This window comes from Mesorhizobium terrae, assembly GCF_008727715.1.
Classification (GTDB): Bacteria; Pseudomonadota; Alphaproteobacteria; order Rhizobiales; family Rhizobiaceae; genus Mesorhizobium; species Mesorhizobium terrae.
Genome location: NZ_CP044218.1, coordinates 155,849 through 180,776, shown reverse-complemented (window position 1 = coordinate 180,776; position 24,928 = coordinate 155,849). Strand labels below are relative to the sequence as shown.

Sequence of the window (24,928 nt, the reverse complement as noted above, 5' to 3'; positions counted from 1 at the left end):
CGGCATGGCGGATAGTGGTGGTGGGACATGACTGATACTGCGAAATGGCTCGAACAGCAGGCGATCTCGGAAGTCGAGTGCCTGGTTCCTGATATGAATGGTGTGCTGCGCGGCAAGATCGTACCCGCGCCGAAACTTCTGGCTCCGGCCGCCGACGCGGCGATCATGCTGCCGAACAGTGCCTTCATGGTGGCGATCACCGGCCACTACAGCGGCGCCGCCGACGACGAAAGCGCCTACCAGGATGCCGATATGCGGCTCCAGCCGGACCTCGCCAGCCTTTGCCCGGCGGCGGGAAATCGCCCCGGTCGCGCTTATGTCTTCGCCGACGCTTTCGCTCAGGACAGAACGCCCTGGCCATCCGCGCCGCGGCAAGTGCTGAAATCGGTGATCGAACTCTATGCGGCGCGCGGCTGGCGTCCGGTGATGGCGCCGGAGCTCGAATTTTATCTGACCGCGCCGAACCCCGACCCCACCGTGCCACCGGCCGCGCCGATCGGCCTTTCGGGTCGTGCCGAGACCTCGGCCAATCCCTACGGAATGGAAGCGCTCGGCGAGTTCCAGCCGGTCATCGATGAGATCTACCGCCGCGCGCAGGTGATGTCCCTGCCGCTGGACACGATGATCCACGAAACCGGCGCCGGCCAGCTTGAGATCAACTTCAAGCACGGCGATCCGCTGCAGCTCGCCGACCAGGTGCTTCTGTTCAAGCGTCTGGTGCGCGAGGCTGCGCGCGAGCACGGGCTGGCGGCCACCTTCATGGCCAAGCCGATCGCCGAGCAGGCGAGCAGCTCCATGCATCTGCACATGTCGGTGGTCGATGCGGTGAGCGGCCTCAACCTGTTCGCCGGCGAGGACGACCGCGACAGCGTGCTGTTCTCGCAGTTCGTCGGTGGGCTTCAGGCCTATGTTCCGCAGGCCATGCCGTTGTTTGCACCGAACGTGAACTCGTTTCGCCGGCTGCGTCCCTCGCTCAGCGCGCCCACCAATGTCGAATGGGCGCGCGACAACCGCACCTGCGGCCTGCGCGTGCCGGCATCGAAGCGGATCGGCCGGCGCGTCGAGAACCGGTTGCCGGGCGCCGACGCCAATCCCTATCTCGCCATGGCCGGGTCGCTGATCTGCGGCTATCTCGGCATCGAGGAGGGACTTGAGCGCAGGCCCGAGGCGCCCAGCAACGCCTACAAGGTGAAATCCACCTTGCCGCGGACGCTGGAGGACGCGCTGTCGCGCCTGGCCGAGTGCGAACCAGTGCGCCATCTGCTGGGGCAGACCTTCACCGACGCATTCCTGCGCCTGAAGCAAGTTGAGCTCGAGAACTTCCAGGGTGTCATCACCGCCTGGGAGCGCGATCATCTGTTCGCGAAGGCATGATCATGGGCTTCAATTCAGGTCTTGATATTGAACGCTCCTATTATGCGGCGACGGCCAATCCGTCGCCGCTTCATGCGCCGCTGACGGGCGAGGTGGATGCCGATCTTGTCGTGGTCGGTGGCGGCTGCACCGGCCTGTCGGCCGCGCTCCATGCCGCCGAGCGTGGGATGAAGGTGGTGCTGCTCGAAGGCGGGCGTATCGGCTGGGGCGCCTCCGGCCGCAATGGTGGCCAGATGATCGTCGGCCTGCGCAAGGGGGCGGCGGAACTGGTCAAGCTCTATGGCCGCGAACGCGCAAAGGCGTTGTTCGACCTCGCCTTCGAGGCCTGGGGGCTGGTGCTGGAGATGATCGAGCGCCATGCCATCGACTGCGACCTCAGGAAAACCGGCCATCTGGTCTGCGCGATCAGCGCTGGCGACATGGCCTGGTTCGAGCGCGAGCTCGAATGCCTGACCACCGTCATGGACTATCCGCACATGCGCATCCTGTCGGCGGCAGAATCGCGGGCGGCCGTCGATTCGCCCTATCACGGCGCTCTCTACGATGCGCTTGGCGGCCACATGCATCCGCTCAACTACACGCTTGGCCTCGCCCGCGCGGCGATAGCGGCGGGGGTGACGATCCACGAGGCGTCGCCAGCCTTGCGGGTGGACCGTCGCGGCGGCATCCGGGTCGAAACGGCGAAGGGTGCGGTACGCGCCCGCCACGTCGTTCTCGCCGGCGACGCCCTGCTGCACGGCATCGATACGAAGGTGGAAAGCCGCATCATGCCGGTGGGCAACTACATCGTCGCTACCGAACCGTTGGTTGATGCTGGCGAGGTCATCCCGAGCAATGCCGCCGTCTCGGACTCGCGTTTCGTCGTCAACTACTACAGGCTCTCAGCCGATGGGCGCCTGTTGTTCGGCGGCGGCGAGCGCTACACGCCGAGCCCGCCGGCCGACATCCAGGCCTTCGTGCGGCCGCATATGGAGCAGACCTTCCCGCAGCTCAAAGGCCGCCGCATCGACTATGCCTGGGGCGGGCTGGTGTCGGTCACCACGTCCCGCTTTCCGCATGTCGGCCGTGACGGTGAGGTCTATTTCGCACACGGCTATTCCGGCAAGGGCGTCATCTTGTCGACGCTCGCCGGCAAGCTGCTAGTCGAAGCGATCGCCGGCGAAACCGGCCGCTTCGACTTGTTCAAGGGACTGAACCCGATGCCGTTCCCTGGCGGTGCGGCCTTGCGAGGGCCGCTCTATGTGCTCGGCATGTTGTGGTACGCCATGCGCGATCGCCTGAAGCACTGACGGCCATTTCCACCGTCGCGCGCTGGCCCTGAACGGTCGGCGCGGCCCGGCGCCAAAGTGGCGCCAAGTTATTGTTTTCATATCATAATATCACGCCAGAAAACGGCGCTCCGAGATATCGTTTCCGGGGCGCCGTTCGCGTTTCGCTGCAGTGCGAAAACAAACTTGACTCATTTAGTAAAGTTATTTAGGCGCGGTTGCAAGGGCCGCGAGAGGGCGTTGCTGGCCCCTGAAAGTTCCATGGAGGGGCGTTATGCAGAAGCTTGCCATCGTGTCGTTGTTGTCTTCCTCGATCCTGGCCGGACCGGCCTTCGCGCAGGACGCGCAAAAACCGGCCCGCGGCACCACGACCACGCTGGACAAGATCATCATCACCGGGCGCGACGACCGCTCGATCTCCACGGTCGCGCAGTCGGTGCAGGTGATCGATCGGGCCGAGGTCGAAACGGCTGTCGGGCAGAACGAAAACGCCTCCGACTTGGTCGCGCGTCTGGTTCCGGGTTATGCGCCGCGAAACCAGACCATCTCCGGCGCCTCGGAAACTTTCCGTGGCCGCAGCGTGCTGATCATGGTCGACGGCGTGCCGCGCAACACGCCGCTCCGCGACGTCTCGCGTATCCTGGCCACCATCGATCTCGACACGGTCGAGCGGGTCGAAGTCATCAACGGTGCCTCCAGCCTCTACGGCGCCGGCGCCACTGGCGGCACCATCAATTTCATCACCAAGCGCGGCACCTCCGACACGCCGAAGGTCACCGTGCGTACCGGCGTCTCCGGCTTCACCGAGAATCTCGGCAAGTCGGCCGGCCCGACCGGCAATGTGCAGGTCGAGGGGCGCAGCGGCGATTTTGACTATTTCGCTTCCGCTTCGGGCAATTTCAGCCGCACCACCTATGACGGCCACGGCAAGGAGATGGCTTCCGACGCGATGCTGGGGCAGGGCGGTGGCGACCGCACTGGCTGGGGCGATCTCTCCGGCGTGCTCGGTTACGAGAACGGTTCGAAGCGTTTCGAGGTGAGCGCCGACTGGACCTATGCCCGCCAGAAGCCCGACTGGTTCACCAACTATCTGGTGAACCCGGTCGCGCCCAATTTCACCGATCCTTACACCGGTGAGCCGCTGGTCGAGGATTCGAAATATCTGACGGCCAAATACACCGACAGCGACTTCGCGCTCGGCAAGCTCGAGGTGAAGGCCTTCTACAACGACATCTTCAAGCAGTCGCCCTTCACCAAATTCTCCAGGGTGAACTCACAGGTCTATATCCCTACCAATCCGGCCCGTCCGACGCTTTTGCCGCTGAACCGGGACCCGACCGCCTCCTTCAATCAGACGGCGCTGGAGGTGCAGCGCACCGGCGTCAACCTCACCATCAACACGCCGGTCGACTTCGTCACCCAGGGCAGCAACCTCACCTGGGGCGTCGACTATACTTTCGACAACACCACCCAGTCGCTGCTCAACGGCCAGGACGCGATCGCGCCTTCGACGCAGAATTCAGTCGCCGCCTTCGCCCAGGCCGAAGTGCCGGTCACCGAGCGTTTCCGTATCCAGGGCGGCGTCCGCTTCGAGCAGTTCTATCTGGATGTCGATAACTTCAAGCGGCCGGCCGCGGCCATGCTCGTCGGCTCCAACCTGGTCGCCCTGCCGGCCATAGATGTCGTTGGCGGATCGTTCGACTACAACGCTGCCACCTTCAATGCCGGCGCCGTCTTCGACATCACTCAGGAACTGCAGGCCTTCGGCAATTTCTCGCAGGGCTACAGCCTGACCGACATTGGTGGCTTCACCCGACGCGCCGGCTTGAACACCAATGCCGAGACCTGCGACGCCTACGGCACCAGCATCAGGCCGCTGCTGCCTTGCACCAACGCGCCGGACTACAAGGTCAGCTACGCCGACATCGCGCCGGAGCCGCAGCTCGTCAACAACTGGGAGGCTGGTCTGCGCGGCGACTGGGGCAATGTGCGCGGTGGCGTCAGCGCCTATCTGTCGACCTCCGACAACGGTGTCAGTTACGACATCGCAGCCAACCGCGTCTCCCAGCAGAAGGAGCGCATCTGGGGCTTCGAGGCCAACGCCGAATATGACCTCACAGACATGTTCACGCTGGGTGGATCGGTCGGCTATGTCGAGGGCAAGTACGACGCCAACAAGGACGGCAAGATCGGTTCGAACGAGTATCTGCCCAACAACCGCATCCCCACCACCTACAAGGGGTTGGCCTATGTCGTCACGCATTTCGACAACAACCTGACGCTGCGTACCGAGCTGGAGATGTTCTCCGGGCGCGACCGCATTCCCACCCAGCAGCTAGACGGTGCGGTGCTGGCCAATATCGGCGTGACCAAGAAGTTCGCCGGCGGCCAGGAGCTCAATTTCGCGGTCCGCAACCTGTTCGACACCTACTACATTAACCCGACCGCCTCGGCGACACGCGGTGCCGACGTGCCCGGCCTCGGACGCACCATCGCCGCGTCCTTCAAGGTCACCTTCTGACGGCGGTGGCATGAGCGTTTCACTCACCCTCGAACGATCGGTCGCGACACTGTCCGGCTTCGCACCGGCGCGCGAGGACGACGCCGAACGCTACGTCGCCGCCTTGCATGCGGTCACTGCGCTGGAGGAGGGATTTGCCCTCCTCGTCGAGTTCGCCGTACCGATCTTGCTGTCGCCGGAGCAGAAGAAGGCGCAGAATCTCTGGTACAAATCGAGCCGGGAACGCCTGAACCGCGCTTGCGTCGCTTGCGCCATCGTACGCCCGACCGCCGATGAGGAGATGCAGCGCACCTTCCAGGGCCTGTTCGCCTTCCCGTTGTTGGCAACGCGCGACCGTGCCGAAGCGCAGGCTTTCCTGGCCCAGCATCTGGCGGGGAGGGTGCCGGCATGAGCCCGGTCGCGTCGCCCCGCATATCGCCGGCCAACTCGCGCATGCGGCTCTTCGCCGTTCTTGGCGGGCTCTATCTGGCGCAGGGCATCCCCACCTATCTGTTCGCCGCCGCGATCCCGCCGATCCTGCGCGAGCAGGGCGTTTCGCGCACCGCCATCGGCATGCTGTCGCTTTTGATGCTGCCGCTGGTGCTGAAGTTCCTGTGGGCGCCTTTGATTGACCGCTACCGTCCGTTCGCGCGGGCGCATCGCGCCAGCTGGGTCATCATTACCCAGCTTGGCATCATCGCGGCGTTGCTCGGCATGCTTGTCGTCAAACCCACCGACGTCATGGCGATCTTCTGGATCGGCTTTTTCGTCGCCATGCTTTTATCGGCACAGGATATCGCCACCGACGGTTACGCCGCCAAATATCTCGACCCGGCCGACCGGCCTGTCGGCAATGCCATCCAGGGCGGCGCCGTGGCGCTTGGCGTCGTAATTGGCGGCACGCTCGGCCTTGTCCTCTATCACCGCTTCGGCTGGGACGCCGCCATGGTCACGATCGCGGCGCTTTCGTTCATTCCGCTGGTGGCCGCGTTCGCCATGCGCGAGACCGACCCGGCCGGCACTGCGGAGGCCGCGCTCAGCAAGCCGTCGATCCGCAATTTCCTCGCCCGGCCCGAAGCGCGGCGGATCCTGTGGATCGCGCTGGTCTACCGCGCCAGCGAAGGATTGGTGAAGTCGATGGAGGGCGCCTATCTCGTCGATGCCGGCGTGCCGCTCGACTGGATCGGCTATCTCTCCGGTGGCGCCGCCGTCACCGTTGGCCTCGGCGGCTCCTTCATCGCGGCGCTGCTCCTGCACAAATACGGTTCGGCAACGGTGCTGGCGCTGCTTGGTGGGCTGCGCACCATCTGCTTCGCCATCTTCATGCTGCACGCATTCGCGTTGTTCACGGGCGCCGCGCCAATCTTCGGCGCTTCCTTCCTGCAGACGATGGTGCGTTACATGGAAATCGTCGCGCTCTACAGCCTGTTCATGTCGGTCACTTCGTCCGACCAGCCGGGCACCGATTTCACCATCCTGTCCTGCGCCCAGCTCATCGTCTATCTCGTCGGTTCGATGCTGGCCGGCCGTCTCGCAGATCTTCTGGGCTACGGCCCGCTTTTCGTGCTGGCGACTGCGATCTCAGGCCTCGCCGTGATCATGACCTATGGCATGCTGCGCAGCGCGGCGGCCGCCGAGCGTCAGGCGGAGGCCATCTCATGACCGCGCGCGGGTTGATGGTTTCAGCGGTGCGTTTCCATGCGTCCGCGCAGCGCGACGGCGATTGCCGCCGCAACGACAGCCAGGCCCGCGCAACCGACCAGCGGCAGCATCGGTGCCAGGTGAAAGGCGAAGCCGCCGACCAGGGCCCCGACCGTCTGCCCGACAATATGGGCGCTCGACAGCCAGCCGGCGGCCGCCCCCTGTTCCTGGGTGTCGACGCGTCGCGCAAGCCAGGCCGTATAGGCCGGCGTCGCCAAGGCCGTGCCGAAACCGGTCGTCACAAGCGCCGCGGCGCCAGCGCCATAACCTTGCGCCATGACGAGGCCGGCCATTCCGGCCACGATCAATCCGGTGCCGGCAAGAATGCCGCTGCGCTCGCTCCAGCGCAGTCTAGGGATGGCAAGAACCTGCACCGTGATCATGGCGACGGCGACCAGCGCCAGCGCGGCACCCGTTGCGGCGGTCGCCCCGCTGGCATTGAGGCCGAGCTTCCATTGCAGCAGCGGCCCCAGCATGATCTGCACCTGCCCGAAACCGGCGGTGAGGCTGACGCCTATCAGCAGGAAGGGCAGGATGCGGTGGTCGAGCGGCGAGAGCCTCGGCACGGCAACGGCCCCCGGTTCCAACTTGGTAGCGCCTTTGGGCGCCAGCCACAGAAGCAGCGGCGCCAGGGCGAACAAGGCCACGGTCAGTTGCGCCGTGATCGCGGCCAACGCACCCGCCAGCGAACCGGCCAGTCGGCCAAGATTGAGGCCGGCGCCGAGCAGGCCGAAGGCGGCTTGCCGACGCTCGGCTTCGATCGTGCCGGCGAGCCAAGCCTGAGCCGTCGGCATCACGCCGGCGGCCGCGAAACCGTAGATCAGCCGGGAGGCGACCAGCCCGGCCAGCACGAAAGCATAGGCGCTTTGCCCCATCAACAATTGCGCTACCAGAAGCGCCTGAGCACCCAGCATGGCAAGCCCGAGCAGGCGCATCAGGCGGCCATGGCCGATGCTGCCGCCGACGCTGCCCCACAACGGCGCGCCGACCAGGAAGGCGAGGGTGCCCGCGGCCACCGCAAGACCAAGATCGATGGTCGCCAGCCCGAGCCGCGCCATGATCAGCGGTATCAGCACGACGAAGGCCGACTGGCCGAAACCAATAGACATGACGCCGAGTGCGAGGCGTCGAACGAGTTTTGTATCAGTGGTGGAAATGGGTGGGGTCATGTTTCGTCAAGTTGCCGCGGATTATTTCGAGTAATTCCAATTCCACAGCAGTTTTATGATTACAAGTACTTTAGGCGATCGAGATGTATTTTGATATAAATCGAGAAATACAAGACATTATATTGCCGTCGGTCGACAGGTTGCTCAATTCCTTGATCCGGGAGTGGGGCGGCTGCCGCTTCGATACCGCCGCGCGTTTTGCCTCCTCTCTCGGCGCGGCCGAGGTTCTCGTCCTCGATCTGCCGGCCAGCGATGTCGTGGTGTTCGTGCCGGTGCGGCACAGGTCCAGTGTCGGCTATCACGGTTTCGCGGGGCCGCTGCGGTTGCTGTCGGGCGGCAGGACCGACCCGGTCGAAATCGGCCTTTTCGACGTGCTCGCCATGTTGCTGCGCGAGCCCGACATCTGCGAACACTCCAGCCTGGCCAGTCGGCTCAACCTGTTCCGGCGTGCGGCGGCTAGTGTCGCGGCGGTGGCAGAGGTAGCGACCGCGCGGGGCAAGGTGCGGCCTTTCGCCGACGGTATTCCCGATTTCATCGGGGCGGAAAGCGCGCTGCGCTTCGGCCACGCCGTGCACCCCACGCCGCTGAGCCGCGACGAATTCTCCAGCGAGGATTCGCGCCGCTTCGGCCATGAATATGGCGGCTCGTTCCAGTTGCGCTGGTGGGCGGTCCATCCAGATGTCTTCGTCAGCGGCTCCGTCGCGCCACACGATGTCGGGCGAATGGTGCAGGGGCTCGCCGGCGGCGATACCGGCCTGCTCGCAAAGGCCGAGTGCGCCGAAGGCATGCGGCTTTTTCCCATGCATCCCTGGCAGGCCTCGCGGCTGATGCTGATGCCGGCGGTGCAGGCATTGTTCGAGGCTGGCTTGGTGCGCGATCTCGGCCTCGGTGGCCCGCCTTGGCGCGCGACGACCTCGCTGCGCACCATTCACTGCGCCGATTGCGACTGGATGATGAAATTCTCGCTCGATCTCAAGCTCACCAATTCCCGCCGTGTTATCGAGCGCCGCGAATGCGACCGCGGCATGTCCGTGCACAGCTTGATCAAAGGCGCTCTGGGCGAGCGGTTGGCGCAAGAATGCCCGACGCTTACCGTGCTTGGCGAGCCGGCCTGGATGGCGCTGCGCGACGGCCTCGACTGCGCCGTTTTGGCTAGCACGATCGTCTCGTTTCGCGAGAATCCCTTCCGGCACGGCGATGCGCCGAAGGCGGCGGTGCTTGGCGCGCTTTGCGAGCGCCACCCCGGCCAGGCGCAAAGCCACCTGTCCGATCTCGTTCATTTTGTTGCGAAGCGGGAGGGGTTGCAGCCGCAGGCCGCCGCCGAACGCTGGTTCGAGCGTTTCCTGGACGTGGCGGTCGAACCTTTCTTCCTCGCCTTCTCTGAATTCGGACTGTTGTTCGGCGCCCATCAGCAAAATCTCGTCGTGGGCTTGGATGACGGCTGGCCGGACCGGCTCTATTTCCGCGATTGCCAGGGCACCGGCTATGTCAGCGAATTCCTACCGCTGCTGCGCAAGCACCTGCCCTCGGCCGGCGGCAAGGGCGATCACGTCTTCGACGCACCTGCCGCCGCGCAATTGCTCGGCTACTACCTGGTCATCAACGGCGTCTTTGCCGCTATCTCGGCGCTGGCCGATGCCGGGCTTTCCAGCGAGGACGACCTGCTCGCGTATTTTCGGCGGCTGCTGGAACGGCTCGCGGCGCGGCCATCCGGCAACCTGGCCTGTCTCGACTATCTGCTCCGTTCACCGACACTCGGCACCAAGGGCAATTTCCTGTTTTCGTTGAAAAACACCAACGAAAACACTGAGGTCACCGACCCGCTTGCCGGCTACGTCCAGATGCCAAACCCGCTTTTCACGAGGAAGCCTGCATGAACATCCAGCAGAGAGAAAGGCCCGGCGAAACCGCCGGCATATTGGCCACGAGCAAGCACTATCTGGGGTCGGACGACGGTGCCTTCGAAGTCCATTTCGACGGCGCTCATCTCAAGCTCGCGTCATCCGTCGGTGCCGCGATGGCACGGGCGACGCTCACCCGGCATGAGGCGGGCCTGCTTCTCGAAGACATTGCCTTCGAGCCGGGCCGGCGGGATCAGCCGCAGATGCTGGCGGCGCTGGCCGACGCTATCTTTTGTCGTTTCCACGAGGTCAGGCAGATACTGCTGCCACCGGTCGAGGAAGCCTGGCCGGTGATCGCGCTCGCCACGGCGCATACCGACGAACCCGTTGCCAGCAGACAGCGCACAATTGTCGAGAGGTCGAAGTTCAACCAATTGCCGCTTTTGTGGCGCAGGCAGGCCTCGCACCTCACCTATCCCACGCTCGAAACCGGAATCGGTCCGGCCGACCGGTTGCCGCCGCTGCGCCCGCCGCGCCCGAACGGCATGCTTTATGAACGCTGGTTGCCGGAACTTGGCCTCACCATCGCTTTCCGGCCAATTGACCGCCACCGCGATCTCGATCTCTTCCATGATTGGATGAACGATGGCCGGGTGTCCTTCTTCTGGGAACTGGCGCAGAGCCGCGAGGAGCTCAATGCCTATCTCTCCGCACAGGAACAGGACCCACACATTTTCGGCGCCATCGCCAGCCTGGACGGCGAGCCGACCGGCTATCTGGAATTCTACTGGGCCAAGGAGGATCGGCTCGGACCCTGCTACGAACCGCAGGACTACGATCGCGGCTGGCACGCGCTGATCGGCAACAAGCGCCATCTCGGCCGGCCGAAGACCTTGGCGTTGTTCCGCTCGGTCACGCACTATTTGTTCCTGGACGATCCCCGCACCCAGCGCATCGTCGGCGAACCGCGCGCGTCGAACCACAAGATGCTGAGCTATTGCGCCCACGCCGCCTACGACAAGGTCAAGGAGTTCGATTTCCCGCACAAGCGCGCCATGCTGGTGTGCTGCGAGCGCGAGCGCTTCTTCCACGAGGTGCCGCTGTGACGGCGCCCGGTATGGCGCTCGGCCCGTTGCAGAAAGGGCGGGTCGTCACCGGCGAGCTGTGGCGGCGGGCCAACCGCGCCATCCTGGCGCGTGCGATCTCCGAGCTCACCTACGAGGAGGTGTTGACCGCCCGCCCGCTCGATGCCGCCAACAGGCGTTGGGAAGTGCCGCTCGGCGAAGGGCTCGCTTACCGCTTCGGCGCGGCGCGGCGCATCTGGGGTCAATTGTCGATCGATCCCGAAACGCTTGTCCGGGCCGCGCCCGAGGAAAAGCCGGCCGACGATGCCGTCGCCTTCTTTGTCGATGCGCGGACCGTGCTCGACATCTCGGCGCCCACGCTGAGCACCTATGCCAGGGAGCTCTACAACACCCTCATGGCCGATACGCGCATTCTTGCCGAACGCCAGCCGCTGACCGCCTTCGACCTTGCCCGTCTGCCGGATCTCGATTTGCAGCGCCTGCTCGACGGCCATCCGAAGGCTCCCGCCAACAAGGGCCGCATCGGCTGGGGGCTGGAGGCATTTCAGGCCTATTCGCCGGAATTCGGATCGGAGTTCCAGCTGTTCTGGATCGCCGCGGCGCGCTCGCATCTGCGCCTGTCGCTCGATGCCGGTCTGGATGAAGCGGCACTTCTCAATGCGGCGCTCAACCGTAGCGAGCGGGCGCGCCTGGAAGCCGCGCGCGATGCGGCCGGCATCTCCGCCGACACGCATGCGCTCGTCCCGGTCCATCCCTGGCAGTGGCAGGCCATGCTCGCCGCAACCTATGCCGGGGAGATCGCCGCCGGCCGCATCGTCCCGCTCGGCCAGTTCGGCGATCGTTTCGCCGCGCAGCAGTCCTTGCGCACGCTGGCCAATGTCTCGCGGCCCGAGGCGCTGCATGTGAAGCTGCCGCTCACGGTGCTCAACACCTCGGCCTGGCGCGGCGTGCCCGGCAAATACATGGACATCGGCCCCGCACTGTCGCGCTGGCTGGCCGGGATGGCGGCAACCGATCCGGCGTTGGAACCGGTCCGGGTTCTGGGCGAGGTGGCTGGTGCCTTCTATCCGCACCCACAGTTCGAGCGCATCCCCGAAGCGCCTTACCAGCATCTCGAAATGCTGGGTGCCATCTGGCGCGAAAGCCCGTTGCAGGGGCTGCCGAAAGGGCGGCGACCGATGATGATGGGCGCGCTCCCGCAATGCGATGCGGGCGGCCGTCCCGTCATCAGCGCGCTGATCGAATTGTCCGGTCTCGGTCACGAAGCCTGGCTGGAGCGCCTGTTCTCAACCGTCTTCGTGCCGCTTTACCACTTCCTGTGCCGCTACGGCGTCGGCTTCATCGCGCATGGGCAGAACATCACGGTTATCCTCGAGGGCGATGTCCCGGTCGGCGTCGCGGTCAAGGATTTCCAGGGCGATCTCGATCTCGTCGATGTCGATTTCGTCGAACTCGCCACGCTCGATCCGGCGGTGCGCGCCACGCTGAAGAAGCGCCCGCCGGCGCATCTTTTCCAGCATCTGCAAACCGGCCACATCGCCAGCGTGCTGCGTTTCGTCTCGGCCGCGCTGGCCGATTTCGACGGGTTCGACGAGGCCGTTTTCTATCGCGTTCTGGCCGATTGCGTCGTTCGCTACCAGTCGCGACATCCGGAACTCGCCGAGCGGTTCCGCCTGTTTGACCTGCTCCAGCCAAAGATGCCGCGCATCGCCATCAACAAGGTCCGCTTCGCCATCGGTTATGGCGACGCTGGCGAACGCCCGGTCCCGGCACTCGGCACCGAACTCGACAATCCATTGTATCTCGGCCTGACGATCGGCCGGGGCAAAGCGGCCTGACCAACAACGGAGCTGTCCCATGACATCGCCAGTCCTCGACCTCGCCGGCATCGGTGTCGGCCCATTTCACTTAAGCCTCGCCGCGCATCTCGACGCCATCCCGGCCGCGAAGGCGCATTTCTTCGACGACAAGCCGGCCTTCGACTGGCATCCGGGCATGATGCTGGAGGGCGTCGAATTGCAGACCTCCTTCATGAAGGATCTGGTGACGGCGACACTGCCGACCAGCCCCTGGACCTTCGCCAGCTACCTGGTCTCGCAGAAGCGTTTCTATGAATTCCTCAACGCCGATTTCGATGCGATCCCTCGGCGCGAGTTTGCGCGCTATCTGGCTTGGGTCGCCGGTAACCTCGACAATCTGCGCTTCGGCCGCCCGGTGCGCGAGGTTCGTTTCGAGGACGGGCTGTTCCACATCCGCCTTGATGACGACGCATGCATGGCCCGCAACCTGTCGCTCGGTGTCGGCCTGAAACCGAACATCCCAGCCTGGGGGCAGGTGGCCCATGGCCAGTCCTGCTTCCATACCAGCGAAGCTGCTTACCGGCTGGAGGGTCTCAAAGGCCGACGCATCGTCGTTGTCGGCGGCGGCCAGAGCGGCGCCGAGATCATGCAGCATCTGTTGTCGCGACCCGAAGCAGCAAGCCAGTCGATTGCCTGGATCAGCCGCCGGCAGAACTTTCAGACGCTTGACGATTCCCCCTTCACCGACGAATTTTTCACGCCGCACTATGTCGAGCGTTTCCACGCGCTGCCGCATTCGCGCCGCCAGGCCACGGTGGCGCAGCAGAAACTGGCCGGCGACGGCATTTCGGCCTCGACGCTGCGCGCCATCTATCAAAAGAGCTATGCGCTGCGTCATCTGTCGGCCGACGAGCACGACCTCGCCTTCATGCCGCATCGCGAGGTTCTCGATTTGCGCTGCGAGGGCGGCGAGTTCCGGCTGGTGATGCGCAATGGTTTCGACGGCAGTGTCGAGATGGCCAGCGCCGATGCCATCGTTCTGGCCACCGGCTATGTCTTCACCGTGCCGGAGTTCCTGGCGCCGCTGGCCGATCGGCTCGATCTCGACGAGCGCGGTCTCTATCGGCTGCGCGACGATTTTTCGGTGGAATGGGATGGCCCGGCAAGCGCGCGCATCTTCGCGCTCAACGCTGGTCGCCACAGTCACGGCATCGCCGAGCCGCAGCTCAGCTTGATGGCATGGCGCAGCGCGGTCATCGTCAATGCACTGCTCGGCCGCCGGCATTTCGACCTATCGCCGCGGCCCTCGGCCATGCGCTGGACCGCCGATGCGGCGCCGGCACTGTCGCAAGCCGCGTTGCAGCAGCCTCAAGCGAGGGGGTGAGCCACCGGCGTCCAGATCACATCCTCGATCCTGTGGGCGCCGGTCGCCAGCATTGCCAGCCGGTCGAAGCCGAGCGCGATGCCGCTTGCCTCGGGCATCGTCGCCAGCGCGGCGAGGAAATCCTCGTCGATCGGATAGCGTTCGCCATAGATCTTTTCCTTGGCGTCCATGTCGGCGCCAAAGCGGATGCGTTGTTCGACCGGGTCGGTGAGTTCGCCGAAGGCGTTGGCCAGTTCCACGCCGCAGCAATAGAGCTCGAACCGCTCGGCGACGCGCGGGTCGGCTGGGCTCGGCCGGGCAAGGGCGGCTTCGGGGATGGGGTATTCGCACAGGATGGTCGCGCGGCCCATGCCGAGTTCGGGTTCCACTTTCTCGACCATCACCCGGCTGAACAGATCGGACCAGCTGTCGTCCGCCGCCGTGCGAAGGCTGGCTTGCGCAACCGCGGCATGAAGCGCGTCGCGGTCCGTGTCGCCGTTGGGCGAGACCGTGGCCAGGAGGTCGATGCCGGCATGGCGCCGAAACGCTTCGGCCACCGTCAATCGCTCGGGGGGCAGGAAAGGATCGGCCTCGCGGCCGCGATAGACAAAGCGTTTTGTGCCGGCGCATTCGGCCGCCAACGACAAAAGTTCAGCGCAATCCGCCATCAGCTGGTCGTAGGTCTCGCCGACCCGGTACCACTCGATCATGGTGAACTCGGGATGGTGCAGCGGCCCGCGCTCGCGGTTGCGGTAGACCGGGCCGAGACTGAAAATGCGCTTTTCGCCGGCGGCCAGCAGCTTCTTGCAGGCAAATTCCGGCGACGTATGCAGGTAAAGCGGCTGCCGGCCGCCATCCGGCCCGATCGCTTCCGTGGCGAAGGCGGACAGATGCGTCTCGTTGCCCGGCGATGTCTGCAGGATCGCCGTCTGCACCTCGATGAAATCGCCGCTGGTGAACCAGTTCCGGATCGCGGCGGCGATGCGGTTGCGCATCATCAACCGGGGTCGGCGGTCGGCGTGGACGTCAGGAGTCCACCAGGGCGAGGCTTCAATCATCGGTGCACTGTTTTGCTTTGAACACTGGCGGCGGTTCTTAAGATGCGCTAAGGCGCCTCACAAGGCATCGTCGAGCCGGATTTTGCCAAACAACTATGTAAGGTCGTGCCATGGTGAAGGTCATCGCCTCCTCCCTCCGCAAGGGCAACGTCGTCGATAAAGACGGCAAGCTCTATGTGATCCTGTCGGCGGAGAACATCCATCCCGGCAAGGGCACGCCTGTCACGCAGCTCGACATGCGCCGCATCTCCGACGGCGTGAAGGTGTCGGAACGCTATCGCACCACCGAGCAGGTCGAGCGCGCCTATGTCGAGGACCGCGAGCACACCTTCCTCTACCAGGACGGCGAAGGCTTCCATTTCATGAACCCGGAGACCTACGACCAGATCGCGGTCTCCGAAGACGTGGTCGGCGACGCGGCACCCTATCTGCAGGAAAACATGACGGCGACGGTGTCGGTGCACGAAGGCGTCGGCATCGCGCTTGTCCTGCCGCAGCGCGCCGTGTTCGAAGTGGTCGAGACCGAGCCGGTCACCAAGGGTCAGACGGCGTCGTCTTCCTATAAGCCTGCAATTCTCTCCAACGGCGTCAAGACCACCGTGCCGCCTCACATCGTCACCGGCACGCGGGTGGTGGTGATGACCACCGACGGCTCCTATGTCGAGCGCGCCAAGGACTGAGCGCGGCCGACACGAGCCCTACAGGCGGTGGTCTGCGCGTCGACGCAGGGCTGACGGCCAAGCGTCGTTCCTCTTTGCTGGATTTGCCCGCGTTCGCTTCAACCCCTGGTGGAAAGCGGCGCCGGGGGGCGCCGCGCAATCCTGCAGTCGCCATTTCGCTTGAGCGTTCCGGTAAGCCGACTTTTTTTGGGTGAATCCGGTTTGACTTGACCAAAGGCGTGATGCCGGCCTTAATTTAGGCTATAAGAATAAAGGGTTTGCAGGGCAGGGGCACTGCTTGGGGAGCGATTGGGGATCGGCTGGGCCGCGCATGGCGCGATCCGTGCACTGTGCTCGCATGAGGTGTGAGCGCGGCTTTGCGTGTGTCGGTTTGTGCCGGCGCCGCCGTCGGTTGCAGCCGTGCCGGTCGCATTCACAGTCCCATTTCATCTCCTCAATCACGTTAATCGACAAATCGTCAGCGCAGCCGGCATGGCAGCGCGGGCATGAGCGTGCGTTAGTAACGGGTGGGGGTACCCATGTCATATCGTCAGCCGCAAAAGGCACGTCAGGGTCGCGTGTTGCCGGCCAGGCCGAACGTAGCCAAGGCGGCGAAATCGAACCATGGGCCAGCGCTTGCGCTGAACTGGAAGCTGTTCTCCGCCATCCTGGCCTTTGGCATTGTCGCCGAGGCAGCGCCGCTTCGAGCCGCCCCCAATGACTGGCTCGGCACGTCCTCGGACTTCACCGACAATACCAATTGGAACGGCGGCACCGCGCCGGATGTGGGCTCCACGTCTATGGACGTCACGTTCGGTCCAGCGGCGGCAAACACAACGATCAATCTTGGCAATCCGGCGTCCGCTGGCAATCGCTCCGTCGGAGGTGTCACCTTCAGCGATCCCACTCGAGCCTATTCGATCGATATCTCGAACAGTTCCAATCTGGGTATCAACGGCAATGTCGTCAACGCCACCGGCCTGACGCAGACATTCACCGTCACCGGTGTGGCCTCGTCTCTCACGTTCAATGGCATCGATGCCGGGCAAAACGTTGTCTACCGGGCAGAGAGCAGCGGGAGCTTGCATCTGGATTCCACATCGGGGGCCGTCGGTGGCGCTGGCGCCAGGTTTGTCCTCGATGGTGGATCTCTGACCGTTGCCGGCTCTGGGTCGTTCTCGCTCGGATCACTTGAAGGCAGCGGCTCCGTCTCCAACACCGGTCCGTTCCCTGCCACTTTGAGCGTCGGTGCACTGGGCATCGGCTCTATTTTCGATGGACAGATCGCCAACTCTAGTGGGCTCGGTTTGGAGAAGATCGGCAGCGGAACACTGACCCTCAACAATGGCTCCAACAGCTACGCCGGCGGCACCACAATCCTTGGGGGAACGCTCAGCCTGGGAGCCACTGGTGCGTTGGGCACAAGCGCGGTAACTGCCTACAACGGCACCACCATCGATATTCAGAATAATGTCAACATCGCAAATACGCTGTTCTTCGACACGCGCATTGCGATGAATGTGTCCACCGGTACCGGAATCTACAGTGGCCGGATCGTCGATATCGGCGACGCTTCCGTGTTGGTCAAGACCGGTGCGGGAACCCTGGTCCTGGCCAATAACACCCCCGGGAGCGGTAACGTGATCTACGGTGGGCTTGAACTGCAGGCTGGTATCCTGCGATTTGACGACACGTCGGCAACCTCGACAGGCCAGGTCGTTTTCCTGGGCGGTTCCCTGCAGGCTGGCGCCAGCGGTACGCTGAACAACAACGGCTATTATTTCGGCGACAGCGGCGGCACCATCGACACCAATGGCTTCGATGTCACGCTGATCGGGTTGGTCGGGGATCAGGGCGCGAGAACAGGTCCTTTTACCAAGATCGGCGTCGGCACACTCACCTTGACCAACACGCTCAGCACCTATTCGCGGGCAACGCATCTCGTGGCCGGTACGCTCGCCGGTGGCGCAGCCAATGTCTTTGGCAACAATAGCGCCTTTACCATCGGCGCCCCGGCAATACTCGATCTTGGCGGCTACAATCAGTCCATCGGTTCCCTCTCGGGCAATGGCCTCGTCACCAACACCGGCGGCCCGGCCGCGATGCTGACGACGGGCGGCGACAACACGTCAACGACCTTCGCCGGCACCATCGAGGATGGCTCGCCGGCCGGCGTGGTCAGGCTTACCAAGACCGGCACCGGCACGCTGACGTTGACGGGTACGAATACCCATACCGGCGGCACGACGGTTGCGGATGGAGTAATCTCGGTCTCGAAAGACGCCAATCTGGGTGGTTTGGCCGGCGGTGTGACGATCACCAGCGCTTCGGCCTATGTGCCATCCACGGGGCTCGGCGCCGGATCGACACTGCAAACGACCAGCACGTTCACTAGCAATCACACGATCAACTTTGGTAACTTCGGCGGCCGCATCGATACGGCCACGGGCACGACGCTGACTTTGGCGGGCACCCTCACTGCCGGTGGCGGCGCAAATTTCGTCAAGCAGGGCGCAGGCACGCTTGTGCTGACCGGCGACAGCAGTGGCGGTTTCCTCGGCACGACGCGTGTCGACGGCGGCCTGTTGCGGATCGAGGCGGGCGGCCGGCTCGGCAGCGGTTCCGCGGCCGCCGGCTACATCTCGGATGGCGCCGCCGTGCAGGTGACGGGGCCTGGATCGAACTGGTCCACCTTTGGTCAGATCGTTGTCGGCGATCGTGGTTCAGGCACGATGTTGGTGGATTCGGGCGGCACGGTCAGCAGCGGCTTTAGCGGCATCATCGGGGCTGGCGGAGCGAGTTCCGTCACCATCACCGGCTCTGGCTCGCAGTGGGCGAGCGGCGGCACCGACTTCTTTGTCGGCCATTTCAACAGCGGCGCGCTGACCGTCGCGGACAGCGGGGCGTTGAGTGTCAGCGGCGGCACCGGCACGATCCATGCCGGCCTGTCGGCGAATGGAGCCGCAGGCACGATCAACATCGGTGCTGCGGAAGGTGCTGCCGCCCAGGCGGCCGGCCAGCTGCTTGCCGGCACCGTGGCGCTCGTCTCCAATGGCAGCAGCCTGGTCTTCAACCACACCGATCCGGCTTACACCTTCTCGCCCTCGATCACCGGCACAGGTTCGTTGCACCAGATCGCCGGCACCACCATCCTCACCGGCAACAACGACTATAGCGGCGACACCATCGTCGATGGCGGCAAGCTGGTTGCAGGAGCCGATACGGGATTTTCGGCCAATTCGGTGGCGTTCGTGAATTCCGGCGCCACGCTCAGCCTCGCCGACGGCGTCCATACCGATGTGCTGGGCCTCTTTGACGGTGCTTCCGGCGGTGGCGTGGTCAATATCGGTACCACGAATGACAATACAACGCTGTATGTTGGCGCAGCCGGCGCCGTCGACAGCGATTTCAGCGGCCAGATTACCGGTGCCGGTTCTCTGGAATTGGATCGCGGCTCACTCACGCTGAGAGGGGCGAGCAGCATCGGCGGCAACCTGCTGATCGCGCCCGACGCAACCGTGACCTTGACCGGGCCTGGCGCATCCTTCGATACCGCCGTTGGGGCGGGTCTCACCACCATGGGGGTTGCAACAGCCGGCTCGTTGAACGTGCTGGCAGGGGCGCACCTGTCGACCAGCAATCTCCTTGTTGGTGGCGCGTTTCTGGTCGACGGCATGAATACGAAAACGACTGTTTCGGGCTTCACCTTCGTCGGATTCATGGCCAATGCCGCTGCGATGACGGTCAGCGGCGGTGCGGTTGTGGATAGCCTAAGCGGGGCCCTTATCGAGAACCCGTTTGCTCCCGCGAGTGCCGTGGTTACCGGACCGGGCTCCACCTGGAATGTGTCGACCTTCCTCGGCGTCGGCCACTTGTTCGGTGGCGGCACGGGTTTGCTGACGGTTTCGGCGGGTGGCGCCGTCAATATCGCGGGCGACATGATTGTCGCCTCCGATCCCACTTCCACCGGATTGGGCCCGTCGCAGGTGGTGGTGACCGGCGCGGGATCCAGACTGACAACCAAAACGCTGATGATCGGTCTGCCGCCCTGCGGCTGCGGCGATTTCCTTCCCGGCGAGCTGATCGTGGCGGATGGAGGCTCCGTCGTCGTTACAACAGGCCCGGTCAAGATCGATCAAGGCTCGACGCTGTTCATTGGCAATGGTGGGAAATCCGGGTCGGTGATTGCGCCTTCCATCACCAATGACGGCGCCATTGTGGCTGATTTCACCGACACCGCGGTCATAGGCTTCCCGATTGAGGGGACCGGCTCGCTTGCCAAGTACAATTCCGGCACGCTGGTGCTGAATGGCGCCAACACCTATACCGGCGCCACGACGGTCCATGGCGGCAAACTGGTTGTCGGCGACGACACCCATCCCGGCGCCAGCCTGACCAGTGCGGTGACGGTGAGTGCGGGCGCATCGCTGGGCGGTATTGGAACCTTGGGTGGATTGGTAGTCGGCAGCGGTGGCACCGTCGCGCCTGGCAATTCGATCGGGACGTTGAACGTGGCGGGCAACATCGCCTTCGATCCGGGCTCGACCTACGCGGTCGAAACCAATGCGGCCGGTCAGTCCGATCGCATCGCGGTGACCGGCACGGCGACGCTTGCCGGCGGTACCGTCTCGATTTCGGGCCCGCTCCAGCTTGGCCATCGCTACACCATCCTGACCGCCGGTGGCGGCGTTGCCGGCACCTTCGCCGGCCTGTCGGCTGCTACCAGTTCTCCGTTCCTGGCACCGGCGCTGGCCTACGATCCGAATTCCGCCTATCTCGATGTCGTCCGCAGCGGGCTCGCCTTCGCCTCGGTCGGCCAGACGCCGAACCAGATCGCCACGGCTTCGGCGCTGGACGGCATGAGCCTGGACAATCCCCTGATCGGCGCCGTCGCATCGCTGTCTATCGATCAGGCTCGTTCCGCCTTCGATGGCCTGTCGGGTGAGGTGCATGCCTCGACGGTGACGGCATTGATCGAAGATAGCCGCCTGATACGCGCGGCGATGAATGACCGGCTCCGTTCTGCCTTCGAGACGGTTGGTGCCGCGCCGCTGCCTTTGATGGGTTATGACGAAGCGGCGGGCGGCAATGCCGCGCTGGAGGCGACGGCTTCGATCGCGTCGGCGAGTCCAGCGACAGCATCGGCTGCCGAACGTTACGGCGTCTGGGGTTCGGCCTTCGGTTCATGGGGCTGGACCGACAGCGATGGCAATGCGGCAAAGCTGTCGCGCTCGACCGGCGGTTTTGTCACCGGCATCGACGGCCTCGTCACCGACGACTGGCGGCTCGGTTTCCTTGCCGGCTACAGCCATTCTTCGTTCAAGGTGGATGACAGACGGTCATCTGCCTCCAGCGACAACTATCATCTCGGCGCCTATGGCGGCACGCAATGGGGTGCGCTCTCCTTGCGCTCCGGCCTTGCCTACACCTGGAGCGACATCGACAGCGGTCGATCCGTGTCTTTCCCCGGTTTCACCGACGCGCTGTCGTCCAGCTATCGTACCGGCACCACGCAGATCTTCGGCGAACTCGGTTATGGCATGAAGGCCGGCAATCTCGCCTTCGAGCCCTTCGCCAACCTGGCCTACGTCAATGTCCACACCAATGCCTTCACCGAGAAGGGCGGCGCGGCGGCGCTGACGGTCCGCAGCGGTTCCAGCGCTGTCACCTTTACCACCTTCGGCATTCGCGCATCTACCGACTTCGACCTCGGCGGCGTCAAGGCGACCGCGCGCGGCATGATCGGTTGGCGACACGGTTTCGGCGATGTCACGCCGACCGTCACCCAGGCTTTCACCGGCTCCAGCGCCTTCACCATCGCCGGCGTGCCGATCGCACGCGACAGCGCCGCACTCGAAGCCGGTCTCGACGTCGCGCTGACACCGACCGCTACGCTCGGCATCTCCTACCAGGGCCAGCTCGCCGCCGATGCCCGCGACCATGGGGTGAGGGCCGATTTGAACGTCAAGTTCTAGGGCGACGGCCGGTGATGACAACGCCCGCGTCGTCAGGCCGGCTCGGGCGTGATGTCATGTCCGCCCGCAATGCCCGTGGAGACCAGTGTTTCGAAATACTCGACCTTGATATCGAAGGATTTGAGCAGCTTCTGCGTGCTCGGCTTCACAACCGCGTCGTCAAAGTCGCCCTTTATGAAATGAGCAGCTGACGCCATATCTTCCCAAAAACTCATGACGACCAGTTCATTGTCGGTCCCTTTCACCTTGCGGGCCAGGGTGGCACCAAGATGGCCGGGCAATTCAGCCATCTCGACAAAGGTGGTTTTCTGGAGATGGTCCGCATAGACGGCCAACACCTCGTCCGAACCAGCGACGGCTCGCCAGAAACGAATGATCATCCGTTGTTTTCTCCTCGGTATGAACAAGGTCGCACCTTGAGAGAAGTCGCCCTCTCCCAGCCTCGTGACGATAGCTCAACGCTTCATGTCTCGCGAGCGATTGGTCGGGCGTCGGCTCCGATTTGGTCGCAGGTCTGCCTTCGTGCCTGTTTGCGAATGCGGGTGGCTGATTTTCTGCAAGGCGGCGAGGCGCCTGGTCATCAGGAAAGAGCATTATCCCGTGCGTTTTGGTGGGGCAGTCGTTTCCCGGATCACCAGCGGGCCGTCGATCTTGATCGTCATTGGCCTGAATTGTTTGTTGTGCGCCACCATATCGACGAGCACTTCCGTCGCACGCTGGCCCATTTCATAGTTCGGCAGCACCAGCGTCGACAGACGCGGATGGGTATAGCGCGCCAGTTCCTGGTCGTCGTAGCCCATGATGCTCAGTTCTTGCGGAACGTTGATGCCTTTCTCGTTGGCGGCCTCCAGCGCGCCCAGTGCCATCAGGTCGTTGCCGCAGAAAATGGCGGTCGGGGGATTGTCGGTCGACAGCAGGTCGCGGGTGTGGTGGTAGCCAGTCAGCGGCAACCAGTCGCCGCTGCGCACCAACGTCTCATCGAACGCGATGTCCACGGTTGCGAGCGCCTGCCGATAGCCCTTCAGGCGATCGACGGATGCGTCCATCCACGGCTCGCCATTGATGAAGCCGATGCGGCGGTGTCCAAGGCTGGTCAGATGCGCGGTCGCGGTGAACCCGCCGGCGACTTCGCCCGGCAAAATCGACATATGACGACGGGCTTCGGCGTAGCAGTTTAACAGCACGGTGGGGATGCCGTTGAGTGCAGGGGGCACCGTCACGCGCCGGGTGAAGATCGACGCATAGATCACGCCGACGATCGATTTGTCGCGCCGGATTGCTTCGACCGTCGCCGCCTCGAGCTCGGGGTTGGAGCGCGTCACATAGGCGGCAACCAGGAAATCCTGTTCGAAGGCGAAATCGCGAGCGCCGTCGAAGCTGACGACCGGGTGTGGACTGGTCGAAATCTCATCGACGATGAAGGCGATGGTGCGCGCGTCGCTGGCGGGCGCGATCTCACGCCTGATCCCCGGCAGTTGATAATTCACCTGCCTCGCCGCTTCGAGAACGCGTTGCCTAGTTTCCTGCGAGATGCGCGCGCCGGTCATCTGGTTGAGCACCAGGGACACGCTCGACTGCGACACGCCGGCGATGCGGGCGACATCCGTCATCGTCGGCCGCCCCTGGCGCTTTTCGGTGCCGTTATTCTGCGTCACGGCGCTGGCTTTCGATCTGGGTCCATAACCGTTCCCGCAGATGGCGATCATCGAGGAGTCGCGATGATCATACGCGCTAGATCTTAATGTTTTCAAGCGATGATCATAAATTTAGCAAGAATGATAATCTTATCATTGGTGACGGATATTGATCGCGACAGCTATGTCGCGATCGCCAAATTTGATTGTCGAGTCAGCTAATTGGCCGATTATTGGCTAAAGAATGGACCTTTTTGGTTCGAGCTGTGTCGCGCCCGCAGCGCTTTCCGAAACAGCGGCGCCACGCAATCTGGCCATTGACTGCTAATAAAATGATCGTAGGATAACTTGGTGATCCGCAAACCGCGCGTTTGCCCGGCTGGAGGAGCCGGCTGTTCAATTGGAGGAGCCTCTCATGTCACTGACCCGCCGCAGCTTTTTGTATGCAGCAAGCGCCGTTGGCGCGCTGACCCTGGTATCCGGCCTCGCCACGGCCGCGGAATTGCCGTCGCTCAAGAAGAAGGAAACCTACAAGGTCGGTTTCGCCCAGACCGAATCCAACAATCCTTGGCGTATCGCCCAGACCGAGAGCATGAAGGCCGAGGCGGCCAAACTCGGCTATCAGTTCGTCTACACGGATGCGGCCGGTTCCGCTGCCAAGCAGGTCGCCGACGTCAACTCGATGATCGCCCAGGGCGTCGACCTGATCTTCCTGGCGCCGCGCGAGGAGAAGCCGCTGATCCCGGCGGTGCTGGCAGCGAAGAAAGCCGGCATCCCCGTCATCCTTCTGGACCGTAGCGTCGACCCGAAACTGGCGACCGCTGGCAAGGACTACGTCACCTTCATCGGCTCGGACTTCGTCGAGGAGGGCAAGCGTGTTGCTGAATGGCTGGTCAAGAATGCCAATGGCAAGACCAAGATCATCGAGCTCGAAGGCACCACCGGGTCTTCGCCAGCCAACGACCGCAAGAAGGGTTTCGATGACGCGATCAAGGCTGCCGGCGGGTTCCAGATCGTCGCTTCACAGTCCGGTGACTTTTCTCGCGACAAGGGACGCCAGGTCGCCGAGGCGCTGCTTCAGGCGCATCCCGACGCCAATATTGTCTACGCCCACAACGACGAGATGGCGCTGGGTGCCATCGCGGCGCTTGAGGCCGCTGGCAAGAAGCCGGGCAAGGATGTGCTTGTCCTGTCGATCGACGGCGGCAAGGAAGCGGTAAAGGCGATCGCCGATGGCAAGATCGGCGCCGTGGTCGAGTGCAATCCGCGTTTCGGCCCGATCGCCTACAAAACGCTGAAGCGCTATGCCGCCGGCGACAAGATCGAGGCGTGGGTGAAGAACACCGACAAGTTCTACGACACGGCCAACGCTTCGGCCGAGGTTGGCAGCGCTTACTGATCGCATCCCAGGACTTGGCGGCCGGAGCGTCACGAGGACCGTTCCGGCCGCACTCTTTGGCCATGCCGCGACTGGGTGTAATGATCGTCGACAACGGGAGGGT

General features: G+C 63.9%; 16 protein-coding genes. 12 read left to right on the top strand and 4 right to left on the bottom strand.

Features of this window, described 5'->3' with window-relative positions:
• Nucleotides 1–27: 27 nt before the first annotated feature.
• The 5 genes from FZF13_RS02290 to FZF13_RS02270 all read left to right on the top strand — a co-directional run bounded on the left by FZF13_RS02290 (nucleotide 28) and on the right by FZF13_RS02270 (nucleotide 6,804).
• Nucleotides 28–1,374: a glutamine synthetase family protein gene (locus FZF13_RS02290; RefSeq protein WP_024922635.1), complete on the top strand. Its 1,347-nt coding sequence runs from the start codon at nucleotides 28–30 to the stop codon at nucleotides 1,372–1,374.
• A 2-nt stretch (nucleotides 1,375–1,376) separates the two neighbouring features.
• Complete coding sequence (locus FZF13_RS02285; RefSeq protein WP_036255434.1) at nucleotides 1,377–2,663, top strand: NAD(P)/FAD-dependent oxidoreductase; 1,287 nt, start codon at nucleotides 1,377–1,379, stop codon at nucleotides 2,661–2,663.
• A gap of 253 nt (nucleotides 2,664–2,916) precedes the next feature.
• Complete coding sequence (locus tag FZF13_RS02280; RefSeq protein WP_024922633.1) at nucleotides 2,917–5,163, top strand: TonB-dependent receptor; 2,247 nt, start codon at nucleotides 2,917–2,919, stop codon at nucleotides 5,161–5,163.
• Nucleotides 5,164–5,173: 10 nt separating this feature from the next.
• Nucleotides 5,174–5,554, top strand: a complete 381-nt coding sequence (locus tag FZF13_RS02275; RefSeq protein ID WP_024922632.1) for a hypothetical protein — start codon at nucleotides 5,174–5,176, stop codon at nucleotides 5,552–5,554.
• On the top strand, nucleotides 5,551–6,804 hold the full coding sequence (locus FZF13_RS02270) for an MFS transporter (protein ID WP_024922631.1): 1,254 nt from the start codon (nucleotides 5,551–5,553) through the stop codon (nucleotides 6,802–6,804). Before FZF13_RS02275 ends, FZF13_RS02270 begins: the two co-directional genes overlap by 4 nt.
• Before the next feature lie 20 nt (nucleotides 6,805–6,824).
• On the opposite strand, the gene FZF13_RS02265 is transcribed toward FZF13_RS02270, so the two are convergent.
• Nucleotides 6,825–8,012, bottom strand: coding sequence for an MFS transporter (locus FZF13_RS02265; protein ID WP_024922630.1), 1,188 nt, complete (start codon nucleotides 8,010–8,012; stop codon nucleotides 6,825–6,827).
• Between the two features lie 122 nt (nucleotides 8,013–8,134).
• Here FZF13_RS02265 and FZF13_RS02260 point away from each other — a divergent pair, with 122 nt between their 5' ends.
• The 4 genes from FZF13_RS02260 to FZF13_RS02245 are packed head-to-tail and all read left to right on the top strand — an operon-like array spanning nucleotide 8,135 to nucleotide 14,121.
• Nucleotides 8,135–9,889, top strand: coding sequence for an IucA/IucC family protein (locus FZF13_RS02260; protein WP_024922629.1), 1,755 nt, complete (start codon nucleotides 8,135–8,137; stop codon nucleotides 9,887–9,889).
• Complete coding sequence (locus tag FZF13_RS02255) at nucleotides 9,886–10,959, top strand: GNAT family N-acetyltransferase (RefSeq protein WP_024922628.1); 1,074 nt, start codon at nucleotides 9,886–9,888, stop codon at nucleotides 10,957–10,959. The genes FZF13_RS02260 and FZF13_RS02255 overlap by 4 nt, the downstream gene beginning before the upstream one ends.
• The gene (locus FZF13_RS02250; RefSeq protein WP_244431350.1) at nucleotides 10,956–12,776 is read left to right on the top strand and encodes an IucA/IucC family protein; all 1,821 of its coding nucleotides are present in this window, start codon (nucleotides 10,956–10,958) and stop codon (nucleotides 12,774–12,776) included. The genes FZF13_RS02255 and FZF13_RS02250 overlap by 4 nt, the downstream gene beginning before the upstream one ends.
• A gap of 19 nt (nucleotides 12,777–12,795) precedes the next feature.
• Entirely contained in the window at nucleotides 12,796–14,121 is a 1,326-nt protein-coding gene (locus FZF13_RS02245) for a lysine N(6)-hydroxylase/L-ornithine N(5)-oxygenase family protein (RefSeq protein WP_024922626.1), read from the top strand.
• Here FZF13_RS02245 and epmA read toward each other — a convergent pair.
• Nucleotides 14,106–15,158: an EF-P lysine aminoacylase EpmA gene (gene epmA / locus FZF13_RS02240; RefSeq protein ID WP_024922625.1), complete on the bottom strand. Its 1,053-nt coding sequence runs from the start codon at nucleotides 15,156–15,158 to the stop codon at nucleotides 14,106–14,108. The genes FZF13_RS02245 and epmA overlap by 16 nt on opposite strands.
• A 110-nt stretch (nucleotides 15,159–15,268) precedes the next feature.
• On the opposite strand from epmA, the gene efp reads away from it, so the two are divergent.
• Nucleotides 15,269–15,838: an elongation factor P gene (efp, locus tag FZF13_RS02235; protein ID WP_024922624.1), complete on the top strand. Its 570-nt coding sequence runs from the start codon at nucleotides 15,269–15,271 to the stop codon at nucleotides 15,836–15,838.
• 518 nt (nucleotides 15,839–16,356) lie between these two features.
• Nucleotides 16,357–21,792 (top strand): autotransporter domain-containing protein, encoded by a 5,436-nt coding sequence (locus FZF13_RS02230; protein WP_150978920.1) that lies wholly within the window; start codon nucleotides 16,357–16,359, stop codon nucleotides 21,790–21,792.
• Nucleotides 21,793–21,824: 32 nt separating this feature from the next.
• On the opposite strand, the gene FZF13_RS02225 is transcribed toward FZF13_RS02230, so the two are convergent.
• Together FZF13_RS02225 and FZF13_RS02220 are read right to left on the bottom strand one after the other, a co-directional pair.
• Entirely contained in the window at nucleotides 21,825–22,172 is a 348-nt protein-coding gene (locus FZF13_RS02225) for a hypothetical protein (RefSeq protein ID WP_024926438.1), read from the bottom strand.
• Between the two features lie 213 nt (nucleotides 22,173–22,385).
• Nucleotides 22,386–23,402, bottom strand: a complete 1,017-nt coding sequence (locus tag FZF13_RS02220; RefSeq protein ID WP_024926439.1) for a LacI family DNA-binding transcriptional regulator — start codon at nucleotides 23,400–23,402, stop codon at nucleotides 22,386–22,388.
• 439 nt (nucleotides 23,403–23,841) lie between these two features.
• On the opposite strand from FZF13_RS02220, the gene FZF13_RS02215 reads away from it, so the two are divergent.
• Complete coding sequence (locus FZF13_RS02215; protein ID WP_024926440.1) at nucleotides 23,842–24,825, top strand: ABC transporter substrate-binding protein; 984 nt, start codon at nucleotides 23,842–23,844, stop codon at nucleotides 24,823–24,825.
• Nucleotides 24,826–24,928: the final 103 nt, after the last annotated feature.

Excerpts from the sequence above, each read along its gene's own strand:
- FZF13_RS02275 (WP_024922632.1), top strand. The coding sequence starts at position 5,174 with ATGAGCGTTTCACTCACCCTCGAACGATCGGTCGCGACACTGTCCGGC.
- FZF13_RS02255 (WP_024922628.1), top strand. The coding sequence starts at position 9,886 with ATGAACATCCAGCAGAGAGAAAGGCCCGGCGAAACCGCCGGCATATTG.
- FZF13_RS02215 (WP_024926440.1), top strand. The coding sequence starts at position 23,842 with ATGTCACTGACCCGCCGCAGCTTTTTGTATGCAGCAAGCGCCGTTGGC.
- FZF13_RS02270 (WP_024922631.1), top strand. The coding sequence starts at position 5,551 with ATGAGCCCGGTCGCGTCGCCCCGCATATCGCCGGCCAACTCGCGCATG.
- FZF13_RS02265 (WP_024922630.1), bottom strand. The coding sequence starts at position 8,012 with ATGACCCCACCCATTTCCACCACTGATACAAAACTCGTTCGACGCCTC.
- FZF13_RS02230 (WP_150978920.1), top strand. The coding sequence starts at position 16,357 with ATGTCATATCGTCAGCCGCAAAAGGCACGTCAGGGTCGCGTGTTGCCG.
- FZF13_RS02290 (WP_024922635.1), top strand. The coding sequence starts at position 28 with ATGACTGATACTGCGAAATGGCTCGAACAGCAGGCGATCTCGGAAGTC.
- FZF13_RS02245 (WP_024922626.1), top strand. The coding sequence starts at position 12,796 with ATGACATCGCCAGTCCTCGACCTCGCCGGCATCGGTGTCGGCCCATTT.
- efp (WP_024922624.1), top strand. The coding sequence starts at position 15,269 with ATGGTGAAGGTCATCGCCTCCTCCCTCCGCAAGGGCAACGTCGTCGAT.
- FZF13_RS02220 (WP_024926439.1), bottom strand. The coding sequence starts at position 23,402 with ATGACGGATGTCGCCCGCATCGCCGGCGTGTCGCAGTCGAGCGTGTCC.
- FZF13_RS02225 (WP_024926438.1), bottom strand. The coding sequence starts at position 22,172 with ATGATCATTCGTTTCTGGCGAGCCGTCGCTGGTTCGGACGAGGTGTTG.
- FZF13_RS02280 (WP_024922633.1), top strand. The coding sequence starts at position 2,917 with ATGCAGAAGCTTGCCATCGTGTCGTTGTTGTCTTCCTCGATCCTGGCC.
- FZF13_RS02285 (WP_036255434.1), top strand. The coding sequence starts at position 1,377 with ATGGGCTTCAATTCAGGTCTTGATATTGAACGCTCCTATTATGCGGCG.
- epmA (WP_024922625.1), bottom strand. The coding sequence starts at position 15,158 with ATGATTGAAGCCTCGCCCTGGTGGACTCCTGACGTCCACGCCGACCGC.